The organism is Streptomyces incanus, assembly GCF_042656345.1.
In the GTDB taxonomy this organism is placed as follows: domain Bacteria; phylum Actinomycetota; class Actinomycetes; order Streptomycetales; family Streptomycetaceae; genus Streptomyces; species Streptomyces incanus.
The window spans coordinates 38,686-57,710 of the sequence record NZ_JBHSPC010000119.1; the positions used below are offsets into that span (position 1 = coordinate 38,686).

Consider the following 19,025-nt stretch of genomic DNA (forward strand, 5'->3'; position numbering starts at 1 on the left):
CACGGGAGCGTCGCCCGCGAGGGGCCCGGCACCGATGCCTTCCGGACGCTGTCGGTGAATCCGGTGAATCCGGTGAATCCGGCGGACCCGGGGCACGAGTCCGCCGACCGTGACCCTTTCCGGGACTGTGTCACGGTCGCGGCCGGCGTACCCGGCTCCGGCGGTACGGGCTCACGGAGCCCGGAACGCCGGGCCGGATCGACCAGCGGCATCCGATGCCTTCCGGTGCCGGGCCCCTTCGTTTCCGTACCCGTGGGTGCCTCTTCGTGCCTCTTCGCGCTTCTTCGTGTCCTCAGCGGGAGAAGCCGACCCGCGCGAGCCGCAGCGCGCCGCGCAGCCGCAGGCGCACATCGTGCACGCCGGCTGTGGCCGCCGGGACCTCGGTGGAAGCGAGGGGCGCGCCGAGCGTGACGTAGTCGTACGGGCCCGACGCCGGGGCCGACGGGGACATTCCGGCGAGCACGGGGCCGCCGTCGAGGGAGAGTTCGACGGTGCCCTCACCGGACACCTCGACGGTCACCTCCCTCGCCCCGTTCCCGAAGTCGCAGCGTCGGAAGACCAGTTCGCCTTCCTGCCCGGCCACCGGCGTCACCGCGTCACCCGACTCCCTGGTCCGGTCGACGATCTGGGTGCCGCTCTGCTCGTCGAAGCCGGCCGCGTCCAGGCCGTGTTCGAGGACCGCGCGGGGGACGGCGGGCTCGCCGTCGAGCGTGATGGTGGTCCGCTGCCGGACGTCCGCGCTGGACGCGCCGGCCAGCAGCTCGTACCGGCCCGGCTCCACCCGCCACCGGCCCACCGCCACGTCCCAGAACGTGAAGGCGGACAGGGGGAGTTCGAAGACGACCTCGGCCGTCTCGCCGGGCGTGAGGGTCAGCCGCCGGTGGGCCACCAGCTCGCGCAGCGGACGCGGCACCGACGGGTCCACCGCCCGCGTGTAGAGCTGGACGACCTCGTCGGCCGTGACGGCACCTGTGTGGGTGACCGTGAACGAGACGCGCACCATCTGCTCTTCGGCCCGCGCCGTCAGGCCGCCGTAGGCGAAGGCCGCGTACGACAGGCCGTGACCGAAGGGGAACAGCGGAGTGCCCCCGAAGTACAGGTAGGTCTGGCGGGAGCCGATCACGTCGTAGTCGAGCAGGCCGGGGAGATCGGCGTCGTCGGCGTACCAGGTCTGCGGAAGCCGGCCGGCGGGGGAGACGTCACCGGCGAGCACCCGGGCCAGCGCGGTGCCCGCGGCCTGCCCGCCGTGCGCGGTCCAGAGCACCGCCGGCAGGTCCGCCGGATCGACCGCGTACGGGTAGGAGGAGACCAGCGCCAGCACGGTCCTGGGGTTGGCGGCGCGGGCCGCGCGCAGCAGCAGCTCCTGCTGGGCGGGCAGCCGGAGCGTCGTCCGGTCCTCGGTCTCCCGGCCGTTGATGTGCGGGTCGTTGCCGGCGACCACCACGACCACGTCGGCCCGTGCCGCGGCCCGCGCCACGGCCTCCTCGCCGTGCTCGGTGACGATCAGCTCGAACACCTCGGGGCCGGCTCCGGCCGCCGCGTCCTGCCCGGCCGCCGCGCTCTCCTCGGCAGTGGGGTTCTGCGGGGCAACCTTCACGCCGTCGGCGGCGACCTGCACATGGAGCCCTGTTCCCACGTGCCTGAGGAGGTGACCGCCACCGTGCGGTTCCAGCCGGAACGTCTCCTGCACGACCCAGCCGCCCGGCTGGTCGGCGGAGGCGCGGAGGTAGCCGTCCTCGGCGACCGACAGATACCGGCCGTCCGGGGCACGCAGGGTCAGCACGCCCTCGCCCCAGTCGACCAGGGCGAGTTCGGTGCCCTTTGGCCCGGCGGTGAGCGGGGCCAGGTCGGTACGGCCCGCGAGCAGCGCCGGATCCAGCGCGCCCTCGGCGCCGCGCGCCGCGTCAGGGGCGTCGGGCGCGGGCGGGACGTGCAGGAAGGCGCCGGCGAAGGTCTTCAGCAGGACGCGGTCCACGCCCTCCGTGAACTCCACCCGCTCGGCGCCGAACCGCTCGTAGAGCCCTTCCAGGGGAGTGGAGCGGTGGATCAGGCTGCCGCTGTACCAGTCGAGCTTGCATTCGTCGGCCAGCAGGCCGACCACGGCGACACGGGTGGGCGCCGGGGCCAGGGGCAGCAGGCCGTCGTTCTTCAGCAGGACGACCGCCTGCTCGGCGGCCTCCTGCGCCAGCGCCCGGTGCTCCGGGGTGTCGAAGGCGTGCTCGTCGGCGCCCCCCTCCGCCTGCGGGACACTGCCGTCCCCGCCGTCCCCGTACGGGTCCGCGCCCGGGTCGAACTCGCCGAGCCGGAAGCGCACCGAGAGCTGCCGGCGGACAGCACCGTCGATCTCGGCCTCCGTCAGCAGCCCCTGCCGCAGCGCTGCTTCGAGGCGCCCCACGATGACCGAGCTGTCCGTGCCGTGGTCCGTGAAACTGTCCACCCCGGCCCTCAGCGAGGCCGCGACGGCCTCCTCGTGGGTGTCGAAGTAGTGCTCGGAATCGACCAGGTTGGACGGCGCGCCGGCGTCCGAGCAGACCAGCAGCTCCTCCTCGGTCCAGGTGCGCAACTGCTCGCGCAGATACGGCGAGACATGGTTCGGGCGGCCGTTGACCAGGTTGTACGCGGGCATCACGCCGGCCACCGCACCCGCCTCGACGGTGTCCCGGAAGGCGCGCAGATCGTACTCGTGCAGCACCCGCGGGCGGACCGAACTGGACGTGGTGTCCCGGGCGGTCTCGTTGTTGTGCGCGAGCCAGTGCTTGAGCACCGGCGCCGTCCGCCAGTACACCGGATGATCACCGCGCAGGCCACGGGTGTAGGCGGTGGCGATCGCCGAGGTGAGCCGGGGATCCTCCGAGTAGCCCTCCTCGTTGCGGCCCCACAGGGGGTGGTGCAGCAGATTGACGGTCGGTGCCCAGACGTTGAGGCCGACCCGCTCGTCCCGGGCGCGCATCGCACGGGCCTCCCTGGACACCGCCTCGCCGACCCGGCTCACCAGCTCCGGGTTCCAGGTCGCCCCCAGCCCGACGGCCTGCGGGAACACCGTCGCCGGACCCATCCAGGCCACGCCGTGCAGTGCCTCCTGCCCGGTGCGGAAGGCGGCGACGCCCAGCCGCTCGACGGCGGGCGTGAACTGGTGCAGAGCTCCGATCTTCTCCTCGAGGGTCAGTCGCGACAGAAGGTCGTCGATGCGCTTCGCGAACGGCAGGCGCGGATCGCGGAAAGGCGGAGTGGGCGGCGTTGGTGCGGTCACGTGGGCATCCCCTTGCGGTGGAACGACGAAGCGCTTTCGAAGCGCTTCGATGCTGATTCCGAGTAGGGGTGGGTGTCAAGGACATGGGTGCGCGCGATCGGATGCCCGGCGGGATCTCACGGATATTTCCTTGAAGAGTGCGCGTGCATGGTGCTCGTGCAGTTCCTCGGCGCACCTCCGAGGAATCTTGTAAGCAACTCTTGTGCGTCCCTGGGTGTTCACTTAACCTCGCAGCAACATCGAAGCGCTTCGACTGCGGGGCCGCCTCCCCGGCACGTTCCCTCCGAACGACCGCTTCGGCTCAGCCAGTTCCAGTGAAGACACCGCAGCCGACGGCCGCCGCCGGGTGTCCTGGTGCGCCATGAAGGGTTGACGCAATGACGCCGAACGCCTCCACCTCCTCCGGGCCCAGTCGGAGAAGCTTCCTCGCCTCCACGGCGGTCGCCACCGCAGCGGTGGCGGGGGGAATGCCGTTGCTCGCCGCGTGCGGTGGTGCGGACAGCGGCTCGCGGGAGGGCACCACCTCGGGCAAGGACGCGAAGGACATCCTCCCGGCCTTCGTGGCCGGCAGCGTGGTGACCCCGGACATCGCGTCGAAGAACGGCTCCGCGGTCGGCTTCACCGGCAAGCTCGACCTCGCCGGCCTGAAGACCTCGGTGCCGAAGAAGCTCGGCAAGGGCGGCAAGGTCACCATCATGGCGCCGTTCTGGGGTTCGCCGCCCAAGGGCGACAACGCCTACTACACGGCCATGAACGACCTGATCGGCGTCGACGTCGCCTGGCAGAACCAGGACGGCAACACCTACGACCAGAAGCTCGGCGCGGTCCTCGCCTCCAGCGACGTCCCGGACGTCGTGGTGATCCCCGGCTGGAACATGGGCGGCAAGATACCGAGCGCCGTCACGAGCAAGTTCGCCGACCTCGGCCCCTACCTGTCCGGGGACAAGGTCAAGGAGTACCCGAACCTCGCGGCGATCCCGACGGACGCCTGGCAGCGCTCCATCTTCGGCGGCAAACTGCGCGGCCTGCCGATGCCCGCCTCCTACGTCACCAACATCGTGCCGTACTACCGCAAGGACATCTTCGACGAGGAGGGCTACGACATTCCCACCTCCGCCGACGAGTTCATGGCCCTGGCCAAGGACGCCACCAACGCGAAGGCGAAGCGGTGGGCCTGCGGCGACATGAAGTGGACCGCGTTCAACGCGTTCGGCGTGCCCTCCGGCCAGGAGAAGCCGCTCGGCTGGATCGAGGAGGATGGCAGGCTGGTCTACCGGGCCGAGCTGGAGCAGTACCTCGAGGCCCTGGAATGGACCCGCAAGCTGTTCGCCGCCGGTGTGGTGCACCCCGACTTCAAGCTCGGCAAGAGCCAGGCCACCGATCCCAGCACCAAGTTCGCCGCCGGCGAGTTCCTGATCTACAACAACGACATCTCCAGCTGGTACGGCCTGACCGCGGCCCAGGCCATCCAGAACCCGGACTTCGAGATCTGGGGCATGGACATCTTCGGCCACGGCGGCGGCGACCCCACGCTGTACGCGACGCAGCCGGCCAACATCTTCGCCTTCGTCAACAAGAAGGCCTCCGAGGCCGTCATCCGCGACACCCTGGCGGTCGCCAACGTCACCGCGGCGCCGTACGGCACCAAGGAGTTCATGCTGACCAACTACGGCGTCGAGGGCACCCACTACAGCGTCGAGAACGGCGTCCCGGTCAAGAACGACACCGGCAACAACCACGTCGTCAACGCCTATGTGATGGTGGCGAGCCCCGCCCCGACCATCGCCCACCCCGACTTCGCGAACGTCGCCAAGGGGCAGGTCGAGTGGCAGCAGCGGATGGGAGCCTTCACCAGGAAGACCCCCTTCTACGGGATGCAGATCACCGAGCCCTCCCGCCTGACCAGCCTCTCCAACGACTTCGAGCAGCTCGAGGACGACATCGTCCGCGGCCACAAGAAGATCGGCGACATGCAGCAGGCCGTGTCCGACTGGAAGAGCAAGGGCGGGGACAAGCTGCGCGACTGGTATCAGAAGATCCTCGACGAGAACGGCCCGGCGGCCGGCTGACCCGGGGCCGGGGCAAGGAGAACCGCCGTGTCGCACAGCACGGTGCCTCGGAGCAAGGCCGAGGCCACGAAGCCGGTCGAGGGGCCGGCGGCGTCCGGTGACGCCGCCGGCCCCCCGGACGTACCACCCCGGGAAAAACGGGGCACCCTGAGCCTGCGGCTCAGATACCGGCGCGACCGCGTCCTGCTGTTGATGGCCCTGCCCGCCGTGGCACTGGTCCTGGTCTTCAACTACCTGCCGATCCTCGGCAACATCGTTGCCTTCCAGGACTACGACCCCTACATCAGCGACAACGGCGTCGTCTCGATACTGAACAGCCCCGTGGTGGGCCTGGAGAACTTCCAGCGGATCATGGAGGACTCGGCGTTCTGGAACGCCCTGAAGAACACCCTGGTGCTCTTCTTCCTCCAGCTCGTGCTGTTCTTCCCGATTCCGATCCTGCTCGCGCTGCTCATCAACAGCGTGATCAGGCCCCGGGTGCGGGCGGTCGCGCAGGCCGTCCTGTACCTGCCGCACTTCTTCTCCTGGGTCCTGGTCATCGCCGTCTTCCAGCAGCTGTTCGGCGGCGCGGGAATCTTCTCGCAGCTCCTGCGCCAGAACGGCCACGACGGCCTGGACGTCATGACCAACCCCGACACCTTCATGTTCCTGCTCACCGCGCAGAGCGTGTGGAAGGACGCCGGGTGGGGGATCATCGTCTTCCTCGCCGCGCTGGCTTCCGTCAGCCCCGACCTGTACGAGGCCGCCGCCATGGACGGCGCCGGACGCCGGCGCCGGATGTGGCACGTCACCCTGCCCGCGCTGCGGCCCGTGATCGCGCTGCTGCTCGTCCTGCGGGTGGGCGACGCGCTCACCGTCGGCTTCGAGCAGATCCTGCTGCAACGCGACGCCGTCGGACCAGGGGCGTCGGAGGTCCTCGACACCTTCGTCTGGTGGAACGGCGTGCGCAACCAGGACTTCGGCTACGCGGCTGCCGCCGGCCTCATCAAGGGCGTGGTCAGCCTCGGTCTGGTCCTCGCCGCGAACAAGGTGGCCCATCTCATGGGCGAGCAGGGGGTGTACAAGAAGTGACCGCCGTGATCGACGAACCCACGAGGCGCAGGGTCCGGGGCTGGGCCGCCCCGCCCCGCCCGGTGTGGGAAGAAGCGCCCACCAAGGCCGGGCTCGCGGGCAAGGGCGTCATCCTGGTCCTCGCCTGCCTGGCGGTCGTCTTCCCGCTGTGGATCGTGATCGTCACCAGCCTGTCCACCCGCAAGACCATCGACGAGGCCGGCGGCCTGGTGATGGTGCCCAAGGACATCACCTTCATCGCCTACCAGGAACTGCTCAGCGGCGGCCAGGTCACCCGGGCCGCGCTGGTCAGCATCGGCGTCACCCTGGTCGGCACCCTGTTCTCGATGACCGTGTCCGTGCTCTGCGCCTACGGCCTGTCGCGCACCGACTCGCTCGGGCACCGCTGGATCCTGATTACGCTGCTGGCGACCATGTTCTTCAGCGCCGGCCTCATCCCGACGTACCTGCTGGTGCAGACGCTCGGCCTGACCGACACCTACCTCGCCCTGATCCTGCCCAGTGCCCTCAGCGTCTTCAACATCCTGGTCCTGCGCGGCTTCTTCATGAACATCTCGCAGGAACTCGTCGACAGCGCCCGCATCGACGGTGCGGGCGACTTCCGCATCCTGTGGCAGATCGTCATGCCGCTGTCCCGCGCGGTGATCGCCGTCATCACGCTCTTCTACGCCGTCGGCTACTGGAGCGCCTGGTTCAACGCCTCCCTGTACCTCAACGACCAGAACATGCTGCCCCTGCAGAACGTCATGATCCAGCTCGTCCAGAAACAGGAGGCCCCCGTCGGCCTCGGCCAGGCCATCAGGACCGGGCAGCTGTCGGGACTGGCCGTCCAGATGGCCGTCATGGTCATGGCCCTGCTCCCGGTCGCCGTGCTGTCCCCCTTCGTCCAGAAGCACTTCAAGAAGGGCATGCTCACCGGCGCCGTGAAGGGCTGACGGAGGGGGAGCCCCGGCCGCGCCCGCGGCTCCCCACCGGCCGTCCCACCCCCGACACCCGCAGAACGAGGTAGGTCATGCACGCGTCCCGCACATCCCGTACGTCCCTCACCCACCGGGAGCGGACCTGATGCCCGGACTGAGCGACGCCACCCGCGGGCGCATCCTCTACGGCGGCGACTACAACCCCGAGCAGTGGCCCGAGGAGACCTGGCACGAGGACGTCCGCCTGATGAAGCAGGCCGGCGTCAACACCGTCACACTGGGCGTGTTCTCCTGGGCGAAGCTCGAACCCCGCCCGGGAGAAAGAGACTTCGCCTGGCTGGACCGCGTCATGGACCTGATGCACGAGGCCGGTGTCGGCGTCGTCCTCGCCACCCCGACGGCCTCGCCGCCGCCCTGGATGGGGCACCTCCACCCCGACACCCTGCCCCGTGACGAGGAGGGCCGCACCGAGTGGTGGGGAGGCAGACAGCACTTCTCCCACTCCAGTGCCACCTACCGCCGCTACGCCGCCGCCCTCACCGAGGACCTGGCCGCCCGCTACGCCGGCCACCCCGCCCTCACCATGTGGCACATCAACAACGAGTACTGCACCTACGACTGGGGCGACGAGGCCGCCGCCCGCTTCCGCGACTGGCTCCGCGAGCGCCACGGCAGCCTCGACGCCCTCAACACCGCCTGGGGCACCGCCTTCTGGAGCCAGGGCTACGGCGACTGGGCCGAGGTCATGCCGCCCCGCCACCCGCACTACCTGAAGAACCCCACCCAAGTGCTGGACTTCAAGCGGTTCACGTCCGACATGCTCCTGGAGTGCTACGCCGCCGAACGCGACATCGTCCGCCGGCACACCCCGCACCTCCCGGTCACCACCAACTTCATGCCGCTGTGGGCGGGGCAGGACGCCTGGCGCTGGGCCGGGGAGGAGGACGTCGTCTCCGTCGACCTCTACCCCGACCCGCGCGATCCCTTCGGCGCCCAGGAGGGCGCCCTGGTCCAGGACATGACGCGCTCCCAGGCCCAGGGCCCCTGGATGCTCATGGAACAGGCGGCCGGAGCGGTCAACTGGCGCGGGGTGAACCACCCCAAACCCCGCGGCCTCAACCGCCTGTGGTCCCTGCAGGCCGTGGCGCGCGGCGCGGACGCCGTCTGCTACTTCCAGTGGCGCCAGTCCCGGCAGGGCGCGGAGAAGTTCCACTCCGGGATGGTGAGCCACGCGGGCGAGCAGGGCCGTACGTACCAGGAGGTCACGCGGCTCGGCGCCGACCTGGCGCGGATCGCCCCGCACGTCACCGGCACGCACGGCACCGCCCACATCGCCGTACTGCACGACTGGCACTCCTGGTGGGCCGGCGACCAGGACGCCCGGCCGTCCCGCGAGGTCGACCATCCCGGCATGCTGCGTGCCTGGCACCGCGCCCTGTGGCAGGCCCACCTCACCACCGACTTCGCCCACCCCGAACACGACCTGTCCGCCTACCCGTTGGTCGTCGTCCCCCAGCTCTACCTGCTCACGGACGCGGCCGTCGACAACCTCCTCGCCCATGCACGCGGCGGCGGCACCCTCGTCTGCGGCTTCCTGACCGGCGTCGCCGACGAGGACGACCGGGTGCGGCCCGGAGGCATGGACGCCCGGCTGAGGGACCTCTTCGGCATCCGCACCCTGCACGAGTGGTGGCCGCTGGCCGCAGGGGAGACCGTCGCCTGCGAGGGCTTTCGCGGCACCCTGTGGTCCGAGGAACTGGAGGCCGACGGCACCGCCGACGCCACGACCGCCTACAAGGGCGGCGAACTCGACGGACTGCCCGCCGTCCTGCGCAAGGGCCGCGCCTGGTACGTCTCGACGCTGCCCGAACCCGAGGCGCTGCGCGACCTGCTCACCCGGATCGCCGTCGGCGCGGGCGTGCGGCCGGTGCTCGACGGGCTCCCCGACCAGGTCGAGGCGGTACGCCGGGGCGACCTGCTGTTCCTGCTCAACCACGGCCGCGAACCGGTCGCCGTCGACCTGCCGGGCACCCACCACGACCTGCTCACCGGCACCGACGTCACCGACCGGGTCGCCCTCGGCCGCCACGGCGCGGCGGTGCTGCGCCCGTGAACGCACCCCGGAACGCGTTCACGAGCACGCCCATGAACGGCACCGCACCCGTCCACGGGACCTGGGAACCGCGGCCCGCCGCCCGCTGGGAGGACGCCTTCCTGAGCGGGAACGGCCACCACGGCGCTCTTGTGTTCGGTGACCCGGACGACGAACGGGTCGTCGTCACCCATCACACCCTGGTCCGTCCGGTCGGCGCCGACGAGGACCGGCTGCCGCCCCGGCTGGCCGACGAACTGCCTGCCCTCCAGGACCGGTTGCTCGCCGGGGACGCGAGCGCCGCAGAGACCTTCACCGACGGCCGGCCGCTCCAGTGGGTACGGCCCTTCCACCCGGCCTTCCAGGTACGCCTGCGCCGACCCGAGGGCATCCAGGACGACACCGAGGCCCCGTCGTTCCACCGTCGCGCCGTCGACTTCCGTACCGGAGTGGCGGAGGCCACCCGCGCCGGCCGGACCGGCCGCGTCTTCGTCTCCCGCGCCGACGACGTGATCGTCCAGTACGTCACCGGGCCGGACCTCACCCTCGACATCCGCCTGGACCACCGTCTCGACGGTGCCCCCACCGGGCTCGGCGTCGGACACGGTGCCGTCCTCACCGCTGAGGGCGCCCTGCTGAGCCTGCGCGCCCGCTACCCGGACAGCGGCCTGGCGTACACCGGCGTCACCCTGGTCGCCGCCACCGGCGGCGTGACGACGCTCGCCCCGCCGGGCGTGCGGGTCGAGGGCGCGCGATCCGTACTCCTGCTCACCCGGGTACGCCGGCACACCGGGGAGGCGGACGTGGTCGCCGAGGGCCGCGCCCTGCGGGACCTGGTCGACCACGGCGAGCACGAGGACGAAGCGGGGGCGGGGCCGGGGTCGCCCGCGGAGGCGTACGACGCCCTCCTGTCCCGTCACCTGTCCCTCCACCGCACCGCCTACGAGCGCGTCACCCTCGACCTGGCCGCCGACCCGGCCGAACGCGCCCTGCCGGGATCGGAGTTGCTGGCCGGGCCGCGCAGCGCGGCCGGGCTCGAACGCCTCTTCGCGGCCGGCCGCTACCACCTGCTGTCCTCCGGCGGCCTGTTCCCGCCCCGCCTCACCGGCCTGTGGACCGGCGACTGGGACACCGCCTGGTCCGGCGCCTTCACCAACGACGCCAACCTCAACCTCCAGACCGCCTCCGCCGCCGCGGCCGCCCTCCCCGAGGTCACCGAGGCACTGGCGTCACTCGTCCAACGTCAGCTGCCCGACTGGCGGGACAACGCCCGGGAGGTCTTCGGCGCCCGGGGCGTGGTCGCGCCCGCGCACTCCGACGGCGAGTCCGGGCACGCGTACCACTTCAACCGCGAGTACCCGCTGCACCTGTGGACAGCGGGCGCCGACTGGCTCCTCGGACCGCTCGTCGACCACGACGACATCCGCGGCGAGCACGATCCCCGCACCACCGCCGTTCTCGCCGAAGTCGCCCTGTTCTACGAGGACTTCCTCACCCGCACCGACGACGAGGGCCATTTGGTCGTCGTCCCCTCCTACTCACCCGAGAACCGTCCCGCGAACGCCGGTTGGGGCACGGTCAACGCGGCCATGGACCTCTCCGCCGCCCGGCACGCGCTGCGCACCGCCGCCGACCGCCACCCCGAGCACGCCGACCGCTGGCGGGCCCTCGCCGACCGGCTCCCGCCGCACCGGATCAACGCGGACGGTGCACTGGCCGAATGGGCCCGGCCCGACCTCACCGACGCCTACGACCACCGCCACCTCAGCCACCTCTACGCCGTCTGGCCGCTGCACGAGATCACTCCCTACGACACCCCGGACCTGGCCGCCGCCGCCCACCGCGCCCTCGAACTGCGCGGCTCCGAGAACGACTCCGCCCACGGCCACCTGCACCACGCCCTGATCGCCGCTCGCCTCCGCGACGCCGAACGGGTCGCGAGTGCCCTCGGCAGCGTCCTCGACGGCGACTTCTTCCACGCCTCCCTGATGAGCGCGCACTACCCCCACCGCGACGTCTACAACGCCGACGCCGCCCACACCCTCCCGGCCGTGCTGATCGAGGCGCTCGTGCAGTCCACCCCCGACCGGCTGGTCCTGCTGCCCGCCCCGCCCGCGGAATACCCGCGCGGGGCGCTGCACGGCGTACGGACCCGCTTCGGCGCCGTCCTCGACCTCACCTGGACGCAGGACGGCGCCACCGCCGTCCTGCGTCCCACCCGCACCGTCCGCATCGCACTTCGGACTTCCGACGGCGTCGAGCCGCTCGACCTCGTCGCCCACGAAGACCGCGTCCTCACCCTGAAGGCGCGGTGACATCGGCGCTCCCCCCACCCATGGAAGGAACCCCATGGCACCAAACATCCTGAGCAGGATCGGCACGGTCCTGGCGGCCCCCGCCCTCGCCCTCGGCATCACCGTGGGCGCGGCCTCCGCCCCCGCCCACGCCGCGATCTGGAGCTCCTGCGACCAGTGGGGCAACACCACGCTGAACGGCTACATCCTCTACAACAACATCTGGGGCTCCGGCGCCGGCAGCCAGTGCGTCTGGGCCAACTCCGGTACCAACTGGGGCGCGTGGGCCAACCACCCGGGCACCGGGGGCATCAAGTCGTATCCGAACGCCAAGAAGGTGGTCAACAAGCCCATCGACTCGCTCCGTTCGCTGACCAGCAGCTACAACGTCACCGTCCCGTCCGCGGGCGCGTACAACACGTCGTACGACATCTGGGACACGGACTACGACTACGAGATCATGCTCTGGGTCAACCAGTACGGCCCCGTCGGCCCGCTCGGCAGCCCGCAGGGCACGGTCAGCCTCGGCGGCCACACCTGGAACGTCTACAAGGGCGACAACGGCGCCAACGAGGTCTTCTCGTTCCTGCGCACGTCCCGCTCCACTTCCGGGACCGTCAACATCCTGCCGATCCTCGACTGGATCAAGGACACCAAAGGCTGGATGGGCAACGAGACCATCGGCGACGTCCAGTTCGGCTACGAGATCACCTCATCGCCCGGCGGTCTGGATTTCCGCACCGACAACCTGACGGTCAGCAGCAGTTGACCCCGGCCTCCGTGGGGTGGGCGGCCGGCCGCCCACCCCACGGAGGAGCGACGGCGGGGCGGGGCGGGGCGGGTTACGTCCGGACGGGGGCCGGGCCCGAACTCGCCCGGACCGTCAGCTCGGGCGCGATCAGCACGACCTCGTCCCCGCTCCGCCCGTCGAGCTTGGCGACCAGGTGCTCCACGGCGTACCGGCCCATCTCCTGCGCGGGAATGGCGACCGACGTCAGCCGCACCGAGGCCTGGACGGCGACCTGTTCGGGGCAGACGGCGACCACCGAGACGTCCTCCGGCACGGCCCGCCCCTGCTGCCGCAGCAGGGCGAGCAGCGGTTCGACCGCCGACTCGTTCTGTACGACGAACCCGGTGGTGCCCGGACGCTCGTCGAGGATCCGGGCGAGCGTCAAGGCCATCGCGTCGTACCCGCCCTCGCACGGCCGGTGCAGCAGCCGCACTCCCGACTCCCGTGCCTCGGAGCGCAGTCCCTCCAGGGTGCGCTCGGCGAAGCCGGTGTGCCGTTCGTACACCGCGGGGGCCTCGCCGATGACGGCGATGTCGCGATGCCCCAGCTTCGTCAGATGCTCCACACAGAGCGCACCGGTGGCCCGGAAGTCGAGGTCGACGCAGGTCAGGCCGGAGGTGTCGGCGGGCAGTCCGATCAGCACCGCCGGCTGGTCGGCCCGTACGCCCGGCGGTGTTCCACCGGGGGCGTCCCCGCCGCGCAGCAACGACAGCCGTTCGTCCTCGAGTTCGACGTCCATCAGGATCATCCCGTCGGCGAGTCCGCTGCCCGCGACGCGGCGCACCGCGTCGGGGCCCTCCTCGCCGGTGAGCAGCAGGACGTCGTACCCGTGGGCGCGGGCCGTGGTGGCCACGGCGATGGCGATCTCCATCATCACGGGCACGTACATGTCCGTCCGCAGCGGGACCATCAGCGCGATGATGTTGGACCTGCTGCTGGCCAGGGCGCGGGCCCCGGCGTTCGGGTGGTACCCGAGCGTGCGGATGCTCTCCTCGACCCGCTGCCGGGTGTTCGCGGAGATGGACCTCTTGCCGCTGAGGACATAACTCACCGTGCTCGCCGAGACTCCGGCGTGCTGGGCGACCTCGGCGAGGGTGACCATCCAGCTCTCCAATTGTTGCGAAGCGCTTCGACAGTGCGCCAGGACGATGGGACGGGTGAGGGTGACTTGATCGGTGACTCGACCCTAATACCAGCACGGGTGCGTGTCCATACAACTGTCGAAGCGCTTCGACAGCGGGGGTGTGCCGACCTGTCCGCCGCTTGCGGGCGAGACGTGAGCCGGACCCCCGTGCCACCCAGGTTGCCACGAGCGCGCCACCGTCATCCCGAGGGGGTCCGGCCCGGCCGGGAGGCCGCGACGGATCGGCCGAACGGGTGCACAAAGGGTGGCGGGGTCGCTACGAATCGGGTAGATACGTACGGGTAGCACCAGTCGGTGACGTAACCCCCAAGATCGCATGAAACGGTCCTCGGGGCCGGTGCCGAACCCTCCACATTCCGCATACCTTCCGATACGCGGCGAGGTGAGCCTCATGTCCGCAACACCCGAGTCCTTGTCCCGACCCACCGTCACCGAACGGGAGGCCCGTCAGGTCGCGGAGGCCGCCCGGGAGCAGGACTGGCGCAAGCCCAGCTTCGCCAAGGAACTGTTCCTCGGCCGCTTCCGGCTCGACCTCATCCACCCCCACCCTCTCCCGGCCGCCGAGGACGCCGAGCGCGGCGAGGAGTTCCTGGCCAAGCTCCGCGACTTCTGTGAGACACGGATCGACGGAGCCCTGATCGACCGCGAGGCCCGCATCCCCGACGAGGTGGTCACCGGCCTCAAGGAACTCGGCGCCTTCGGCATGAAGATCGACACCAAGTACGGCGGCCGCGGCCTGACACAGGTCTACTACAACAAGGCCCTCGCCCTGGTCGGCTCCGCCAGCCCCGCGATCGGCGCCCTGCTCTCCGCCCACCAGTCGATCGGCGTCCCGCAGCCGCTGAAGATGTTCGGCACCCAGGAGCAGAAGGACACCTTCCTGCCGCGCTGCGCCCGCACCGACATCTCGGCCTTCCTGCTCACCGAGCCCGACGTCGGCTCCGACCCGGCACGGCTCGCCACCACCGCCGTCCCGGACGGCGACGCCTACGTCCTCGACGGCGTGAAGCTGTGGACGACCAACGGCGTGGTCGCCGACCTCCTCGTCGTCATGGCCCGCGTGCCGAAGTCCGAGGGTCACCGGGGCGGCATCACCGCGTTCGTCGTGGAAGCGGACTCCGAGGGCATCACCGTCGAGAACCGCAACGCCTTCATGGGCCTGCGCGGCCTGGAGAACGGCGTCACCCGCTTCCACCGCGTCCGGGTCCCCGCCGCCCACCGCATCGGCGAGGAGGGGCAGGGCCTGAAGATCGCGCTCACCACGCTGAACACCGGGCGGCTGTCCCTGCCCGCGATGTGCGTCGGCGCCGGAAAATGGTGCCTGAAGATCGCCCGCGAATGGTCGGCGGCCCGCGAGCAGTGGGGCAAACCGGTGGCACTGCACGAAGCGGTCGGCTCGAAGATCGCGTTCATCGCGGCGACCACCTTCGCCCTGGAGGCCGTACTCGACCTGTCCTCGCAGATGGCCGACGAGAACCGCAACGACATCCGCATCGAGGCCGCGCTCGCCAAGCTGTACGGCTCGGAGATGGCCTGGCTGATGGCCGACGAACTGGTCCAGATCCGCGGCGGACGCGGCTTCGAGACCGCCGACTCCCTCCGGGAACGCGGTGAGCGGGCGGTCCCCGCCGAGCAGATCCTGCGCGACCTGCGCATCAACCGCATCTTCGAGGGCTCCACCGAGATCATGCACCTGCTGATCGCGCGGGAGGCCGTCGACGCCCACCTGTCGGTCGCCGGCGACCTCATCGACCCCGAGAAGAGCCTGGGCGACAAGGCGAGGGCAGGGGCGAACGCCGGCCTCTTCTACGCGAAGTGGCTGCCCAAGCTCGTCGCGGGGCCCGGACAGGTCCCTGGCACCTACGGTGAGTTCAAGCACGGCATCGACCTGTCGCCGCATCTGCGGTACGTCGAGCGCGCGGCCCGCAGGCTCGCCCGCTCCACCTTCTACGCCATGTCCCGCTGGCAGGGCCGGATGGAGACCAAGCAGGGCTTCCTGGGCCGGATCGTCGACATCGGCGCCGAACTGTTCGCGATGAGCGCCGCCTGCGTCCGCGCCGAACTCCTGCGCACCCGCGGCGAGAACGGCCGCGAGGCCTACCAGCTCGCCGACGCCTTCTGCCGCCAGTCCCGCGTCCGCGTCGAGGAGCTCTTCGACCGGCTGTGGACCAACACCGACGACATCGACCGCAGGGTCGTCAAAGGTGTGCTCTCCGGCACGTACACCTGGCTGGAGCAGGGCGTCGTCGACCCCTCGGGCGACGGCCCCTGGATCGCGGACGCCGCGCCCGGCCCGAGCACCCGGGAGAACCAGCACCGGCCGATCCGCTGAGGCGGCCGGCCGCGGTGGCCCGGAGCCGGCGGGCACGGGTGATGCCGGGAGGGAGCCGGGAGGAACGGGGAGGAGGAAGGGAAGGAGCAGGGACGGAATGGGATGGACCGGGCGGACCGGTGACGGAACGCCGGCGCAGACCATGACGCACGAGCTGCCGGGGCGAGGCCCCGGCAGTACCCGCGACCGGACACAATGGGGTCCATGACCGACGCTCCAGCTCCGCTCGCCGACCCGCACCTGGTGTACGACCCCGTGGCGGGGAACGGCCCCAAGGACGTGGTGATCCTCGGCTCCACCGGGTCGATCGGCACCCAGGCCATCGATCTCGTACTGCGCAACCCCGACCGCTTCCGCGTCACCGGCCTGTCCGCCAACGGCGGCCGCGTCGCGCTCCTCGCCGAACAGGCCCACCGGCTGCGGGTGCGCACGGTCGCCGTCGCCCGCGAGGACGTCGTCGGCGCGCTGCGTGACGCGCTGACCGCGTGGTATGGCGCGGGAGAGCCGCTGCCCGAGATCCTGGCCGGAGCGGACGCGGCCACGCAGCTCGCCGCCTCCGACTGCCACACCGTCCTCAACGGCATCACCGGTTCCATCGGACTGGCCCCGACCCTCGCCGCCCTGGAGGCGGGCCGCACCCTCGCGCTCGCCAACAAGGAGTCGCTGATCGTCGGCGGCCCGCTGGTCAAGGCACTGGCCGCGCCGGGACAGATCATCCCCGTCGACTCCGAGCACGCCGCGCTGTTCCAGGCGCTGGCCGCCGGAACCCGCGCGGATGTCCAAAAGCTCGTGGTCACCGCGTCCGGCGGCCCCTTCCGCGGCCGTACCAGGGACGAACTGGCGAACGTCACCGTCGAGGACGCCCTGGCCCACCCCACCTGGGCCATGGGCCCGGTGATCACGATCAACTCCGCGACCCTCGTCAACAAGGGCCTCGAAGTCATCGAGGCGCACCTCCTGTACGACATTCCCTTCGATCGCATTGAGGTCGTCGTGCACCCGCAGTCGTATGTCCACTCGATGGTTGAGTTCACGGACGGATCGACACTGGCCCAGGCGACGCCCCCCGACATGCGCGGGCCCATCGCCATCGGCCTCGGCTGGCCCGAAAGGGTCCCCGACGCCGCCCCGGTCTTCGACTGGAGCAAGGCGTCCACCTGGGAGTTCCACCCCCTCGACAACGAGGCCTTCCCCTCGGTGAACCTGGCCCGGCACGTGGGCGGGCTCGCGGGAACCGCCCCGGCGGTATTCAATGCGGCGAACGAGGAGTGTGTGGAGGCGTTCCGCTCCGGCGCGCTGCCGTTCAACGGGATCATCGATACGGTCACCCGGGTGGTCGAGGAGCACGGCACCCCCCGGCCGGGAACCTCTTTGACGGTCCCGGACGTCCTCGAAGCGGAGACCTGGGCGCGAGCGAGGACCCGGGAACTGACAGCCCGTACGGCGAGCGCGGAGGCGCGTGCATGACGATCCTGATGTTCATCCTCGGCATAGTCGTCTTCGCAGTCGGCCTGCTGGTCTCGATCGCCTGGCACGAGCTGGGACACCTCTCCACCGCCAAGATGTTCGGCATCCGGGTGCCCCAGTACATGGTCGGCTTCGGCCCGACCCTCTGGTCCCGGCACAAGGGCGAGACCGAGTACGGCGTCAAGGCGATCCCGTTCGGCGGCTACATCCGCATGATCGGCATGTTCCCGCCCGGCGCCGACGGACGCATCGAGGCCCGCTCCACCTCACCGTGGCGCGGCATGATCGAGGACGCCCGCTCCGCCGCCTTCGAGGAACTGCAGCCCGGCGACGAGAAACGCCTGTTCTACACACGGAAACCCTGGAAACGGGTGATCGTGATGTTCGCGGGCCCGTTCATGAACCTGATCCTCGCGGTCGTGCTGTTCCTCACCGTGCTGATGGGCTTCGGCATCCAGCAGCAGACCACCACCGTCAGCTCCGTCTCCCCCTGCGTCATCTCGCAGAGCGAGAACCGCGACGAGTGCAAGCAGTCCGACCCCCGGTCCCCGGCCGCCGCGGCCGGCATGGAGGCGGGCGACAGGATCGTCGCGTTCAACAGCGTCAGGACCGACGACTGGGCCACGCTGTCCGACCTCATCCGCGACAGCGCCGGCAAGGCCGTGCCGATCGTCGTCGACCGCGACGGCCAGGAGGTCACCCTCCAGGCGAAGATCGCCACCAACCTGGTCGCCAAGAAGGACTCCCACGGGATCTATGTCGAGGGCGAGTACGTCAAGGCGGGCTTCCTCGGCTTCAGCGCGGCCACCGGCGTCGTGAAGCAGGACTTCGGCGACTCCGTGGTCTGGATGACCGACCGGGTCGGCGACGCGATCGACTCCCTCGCCGCTCTGCCGTCCAAGGTGCCCGCCCTGTGGGACGCCGCCTTCGGTGACGGCCCGCGAGAGCCGGACTCCCCGATGGGCGTCGTCGGAGCGGCCCGGGTCGGCGGCGAGATCGCCACGCTCGACATCCCGGCCTCGCAGCAGATGGCCATGTTCGTGATGCTGCTCGCGGGCTTCAACCTCTCCCTGTTCCTGTTCAACATGCTCCCGCTGCTGCCCCTCGACGGCGGGCACATCGCGGGCGCCCTGTGGGAGTCGCTGCGCCGCAACCTCGCCAGGGTGCTGCGCCGCCCCGACCCGGGCCCGTTCGACGTGGCGAAACTGATGCCGGTGGCCTATGTGGTGGCCGGTGTCTTCGTCTGCTTCACCCTCCTCGTCCTCGTCGCGGACGTGGTGAACCCGATACGGATCTCGTAGGGTCTGTCCGGTACACATTCGCCGGACACCTGCCGTTCACGATGGCCTGGAACCCTTTCGTTCCGGGCCATCGCCCTTTGGGTGGGTTTGCCGCCGGGATGTGCCGGGGCCGAGGGCCGTGCCGTAATCTCGGAGCCCGGAGCCCGCTGCTCACCGGGAGCCGGACCTTGATCCACGACTTGGGGTTGCACAGCAGATGACTGCGATTTCTCTCGGCATGCCGTCCGTTCCGACCACGCTCGCCCCGCGCCGCAGGAGCCGGCGGATCCAGGTCGGGTCGGTGGCGGTGGGCGGG

Annotated in this window: 11 protein-coding genes; 9 read left to right on the forward strand and 2 right to left on the reverse strand. The window is 70.7% G+C overall.

Going from position 1 to position 19,025, the window contains the following annotated elements; translation table 11 throughout:
• Nucleotides 1-292: 292 nt before the first annotated feature.
• Nucleotides 293-3,250, reverse strand: a complete 2,958-nt coding sequence (locus ACFP2V_RS32335; RefSeq protein ID WP_381218839.1) for a glycoside hydrolase family 3 C-terminal domain-containing protein — start codon at nt 3,248-3,250, stop codon at nt 293-295.
• 377 nt (nt 3,251-3,627) lie between these two features.
• Here ACFP2V_RS32335 and ACFP2V_RS32340 point away from each other — a divergent pair, with 377 nt between their 5' ends.
• The 6 genes from ACFP2V_RS32340 (at nt 3,628) to ACFP2V_RS32365 (ending at nt 12,465) form a co-directional block, all read left to right on the forward strand.
• Nucleotides 3,628-5,319, forward strand: coding sequence for an extracellular solute-binding protein (locus ACFP2V_RS32340; RefSeq protein ID WP_381218840.1), 1,692 nt, complete (start codon nt 3,628-3,630; stop codon nt 5,317-5,319).
• Nucleotides 5,320-5,346: 27 nt separating this feature from the next.
• Complete coding sequence (locus ACFP2V_RS32345; RefSeq protein WP_381218841.1) at nt 5,347-6,390, forward strand: ABC transporter permease; 1,044 nt, start codon at nt 5,347-5,349, stop codon at nt 6,388-6,390.
• Nucleotides 6,387-7,325: a carbohydrate ABC transporter permease gene (locus ACFP2V_RS32350; protein WP_381218842.1), complete on the forward strand. Its 939-nt coding sequence runs from the start codon at nt 6,387-6,389 to the stop codon at nt 7,323-7,325. Before ACFP2V_RS32345 ends, ACFP2V_RS32350 begins: the two co-directional genes overlap by 4 nt.
• A gap of 130 nt (nt 7,326-7,455) precedes the next feature.
• Nucleotides 7,456-9,423: a beta-galactosidase gene (locus tag ACFP2V_RS32355; RefSeq protein WP_381218843.1), complete on the forward strand. Its 1,968-nt coding sequence runs from the start codon at nt 7,456-7,458 to the stop codon at nt 9,421-9,423.
• A gap of 32 nt (nt 9,424-9,455) precedes the next feature.
• Nucleotides 9,456-11,717 carry a glycosyl hydrolase family 95 catalytic domain-containing protein gene (locus ACFP2V_RS32360; protein WP_381218844.1) on the forward strand — a complete coding sequence of 754 codons (2,262 nt, stop codon included), beginning with the start codon at nt 9,456-9,458 and terminating at the stop codon, nt 11,715-11,717.
• 34 nt (nt 11,718-11,751) lie between these two features.
• Nucleotides 11,752-12,465: a glycoside hydrolase family 12 protein gene (locus ACFP2V_RS32365; protein ID WP_381218845.1), complete on the forward strand. Its 714-nt coding sequence runs from the start codon at nt 11,752-11,754 to the stop codon at nt 12,463-12,465.
• A gap of 73 nt (nt 12,466-12,538) precedes the next feature.
• Here ACFP2V_RS32365 and ACFP2V_RS32370 read toward each other — a convergent pair whose 3' ends face one another.
• On the reverse strand, nt 12,539-13,588 hold the full coding sequence (locus ACFP2V_RS32370; RefSeq protein ID WP_381218846.1) for a LacI family DNA-binding transcriptional regulator: 1,050 nt from the start codon (nt 13,586-13,588) through the stop codon (nt 12,539-12,541).
• Between the two features lie 433 nt (nt 13,589-14,021).
• Between ACFP2V_RS32370 and ACFP2V_RS32375 the strand changes: the two genes are divergently transcribed.
• From ACFP2V_RS32375 to ACFP2V_RS32385, 3 genes are all read left to right on the forward strand, one after another.
• On the forward strand, nt 14,022-15,962 hold the full coding sequence (locus ACFP2V_RS32375) for an acyl-CoA dehydrogenase family protein (RefSeq protein WP_381218847.1): 1,941 nt from the start codon (nt 14,022-14,024) through the stop codon (nt 15,960-15,962).
• Nucleotides 15,963-16,166: 204 nt separating this feature from the next.
• Nucleotides 16,167-17,429, forward strand: a complete 1,263-nt coding sequence (dxr, locus tag ACFP2V_RS32380) for a 1-deoxy-D-xylulose-5-phosphate reductoisomerase (RefSeq protein ID WP_381218848.1) — start codon at nt 16,167-16,169, stop codon at nt 17,427-17,429.
• 8 nt (nt 17,430-17,437) lie between these two features.
• Nucleotides 17,438-18,730, forward strand: a complete 1,293-nt coding sequence (locus tag ACFP2V_RS32385) for a M50 family metallopeptidase (protein WP_381218851.1) — start codon at nt 17,438-17,440, stop codon at nt 18,728-18,730.
• Nucleotides 18,731-19,025: the final 295 nt, after the last annotated feature.

What these genes read in the sequence shown, in the direction of transcription:
- dxr (WP_381218848.1), top strand. Translation starts at nt 16,167, where the DNA reads ATGACCGACGCTCCAGCTCCGCTCGCCGACCCGCACCTGGTGTACGAC.
- ACFP2V_RS32370 (WP_381218846.1), bottom strand. Translation starts at nt 13,588, where the DNA reads ATGGTCACCCTCGCCGAGGTCGCCCAGCACGCCGGAGTCTCGGCGAGC.
- ACFP2V_RS32340 (WP_381218840.1), top strand. Translation starts at nt 3,628, where the DNA reads ATGACGCCGAACGCCTCCACCTCCTCCGGGCCCAGTCGGAGAAGCTTC.
- ACFP2V_RS32385 (WP_381218851.1), top strand. Translation starts at nt 17,438, where the DNA reads ATGTTCATCCTCGGCATAGTCGTCTTCGCAGTCGGCCTGCTGGTCTCG.
- ACFP2V_RS32375 (WP_381218847.1), top strand. Translation starts at nt 14,022, where the DNA reads ATGTCCGCAACACCCGAGTCCTTGTCCCGACCCACCGTCACCGAACGG.
- ACFP2V_RS32365 (WP_381218845.1), top strand. Translation starts at nt 11,752, where the DNA reads ATGGCACCAAACATCCTGAGCAGGATCGGCACGGTCCTGGCGGCCCCC.
- ACFP2V_RS32355 (WP_381218843.1), top strand. Translation starts at nt 7,456, where the DNA reads ATGCCCGGACTGAGCGACGCCACCCGCGGGCGCATCCTCTACGGCGGC.
- ACFP2V_RS32360 (WP_381218844.1), top strand. Translation starts at nt 9,456, where the DNA reads ATGAACGGCACCGCACCCGTCCACGGGACCTGGGAACCGCGGCCCGCC.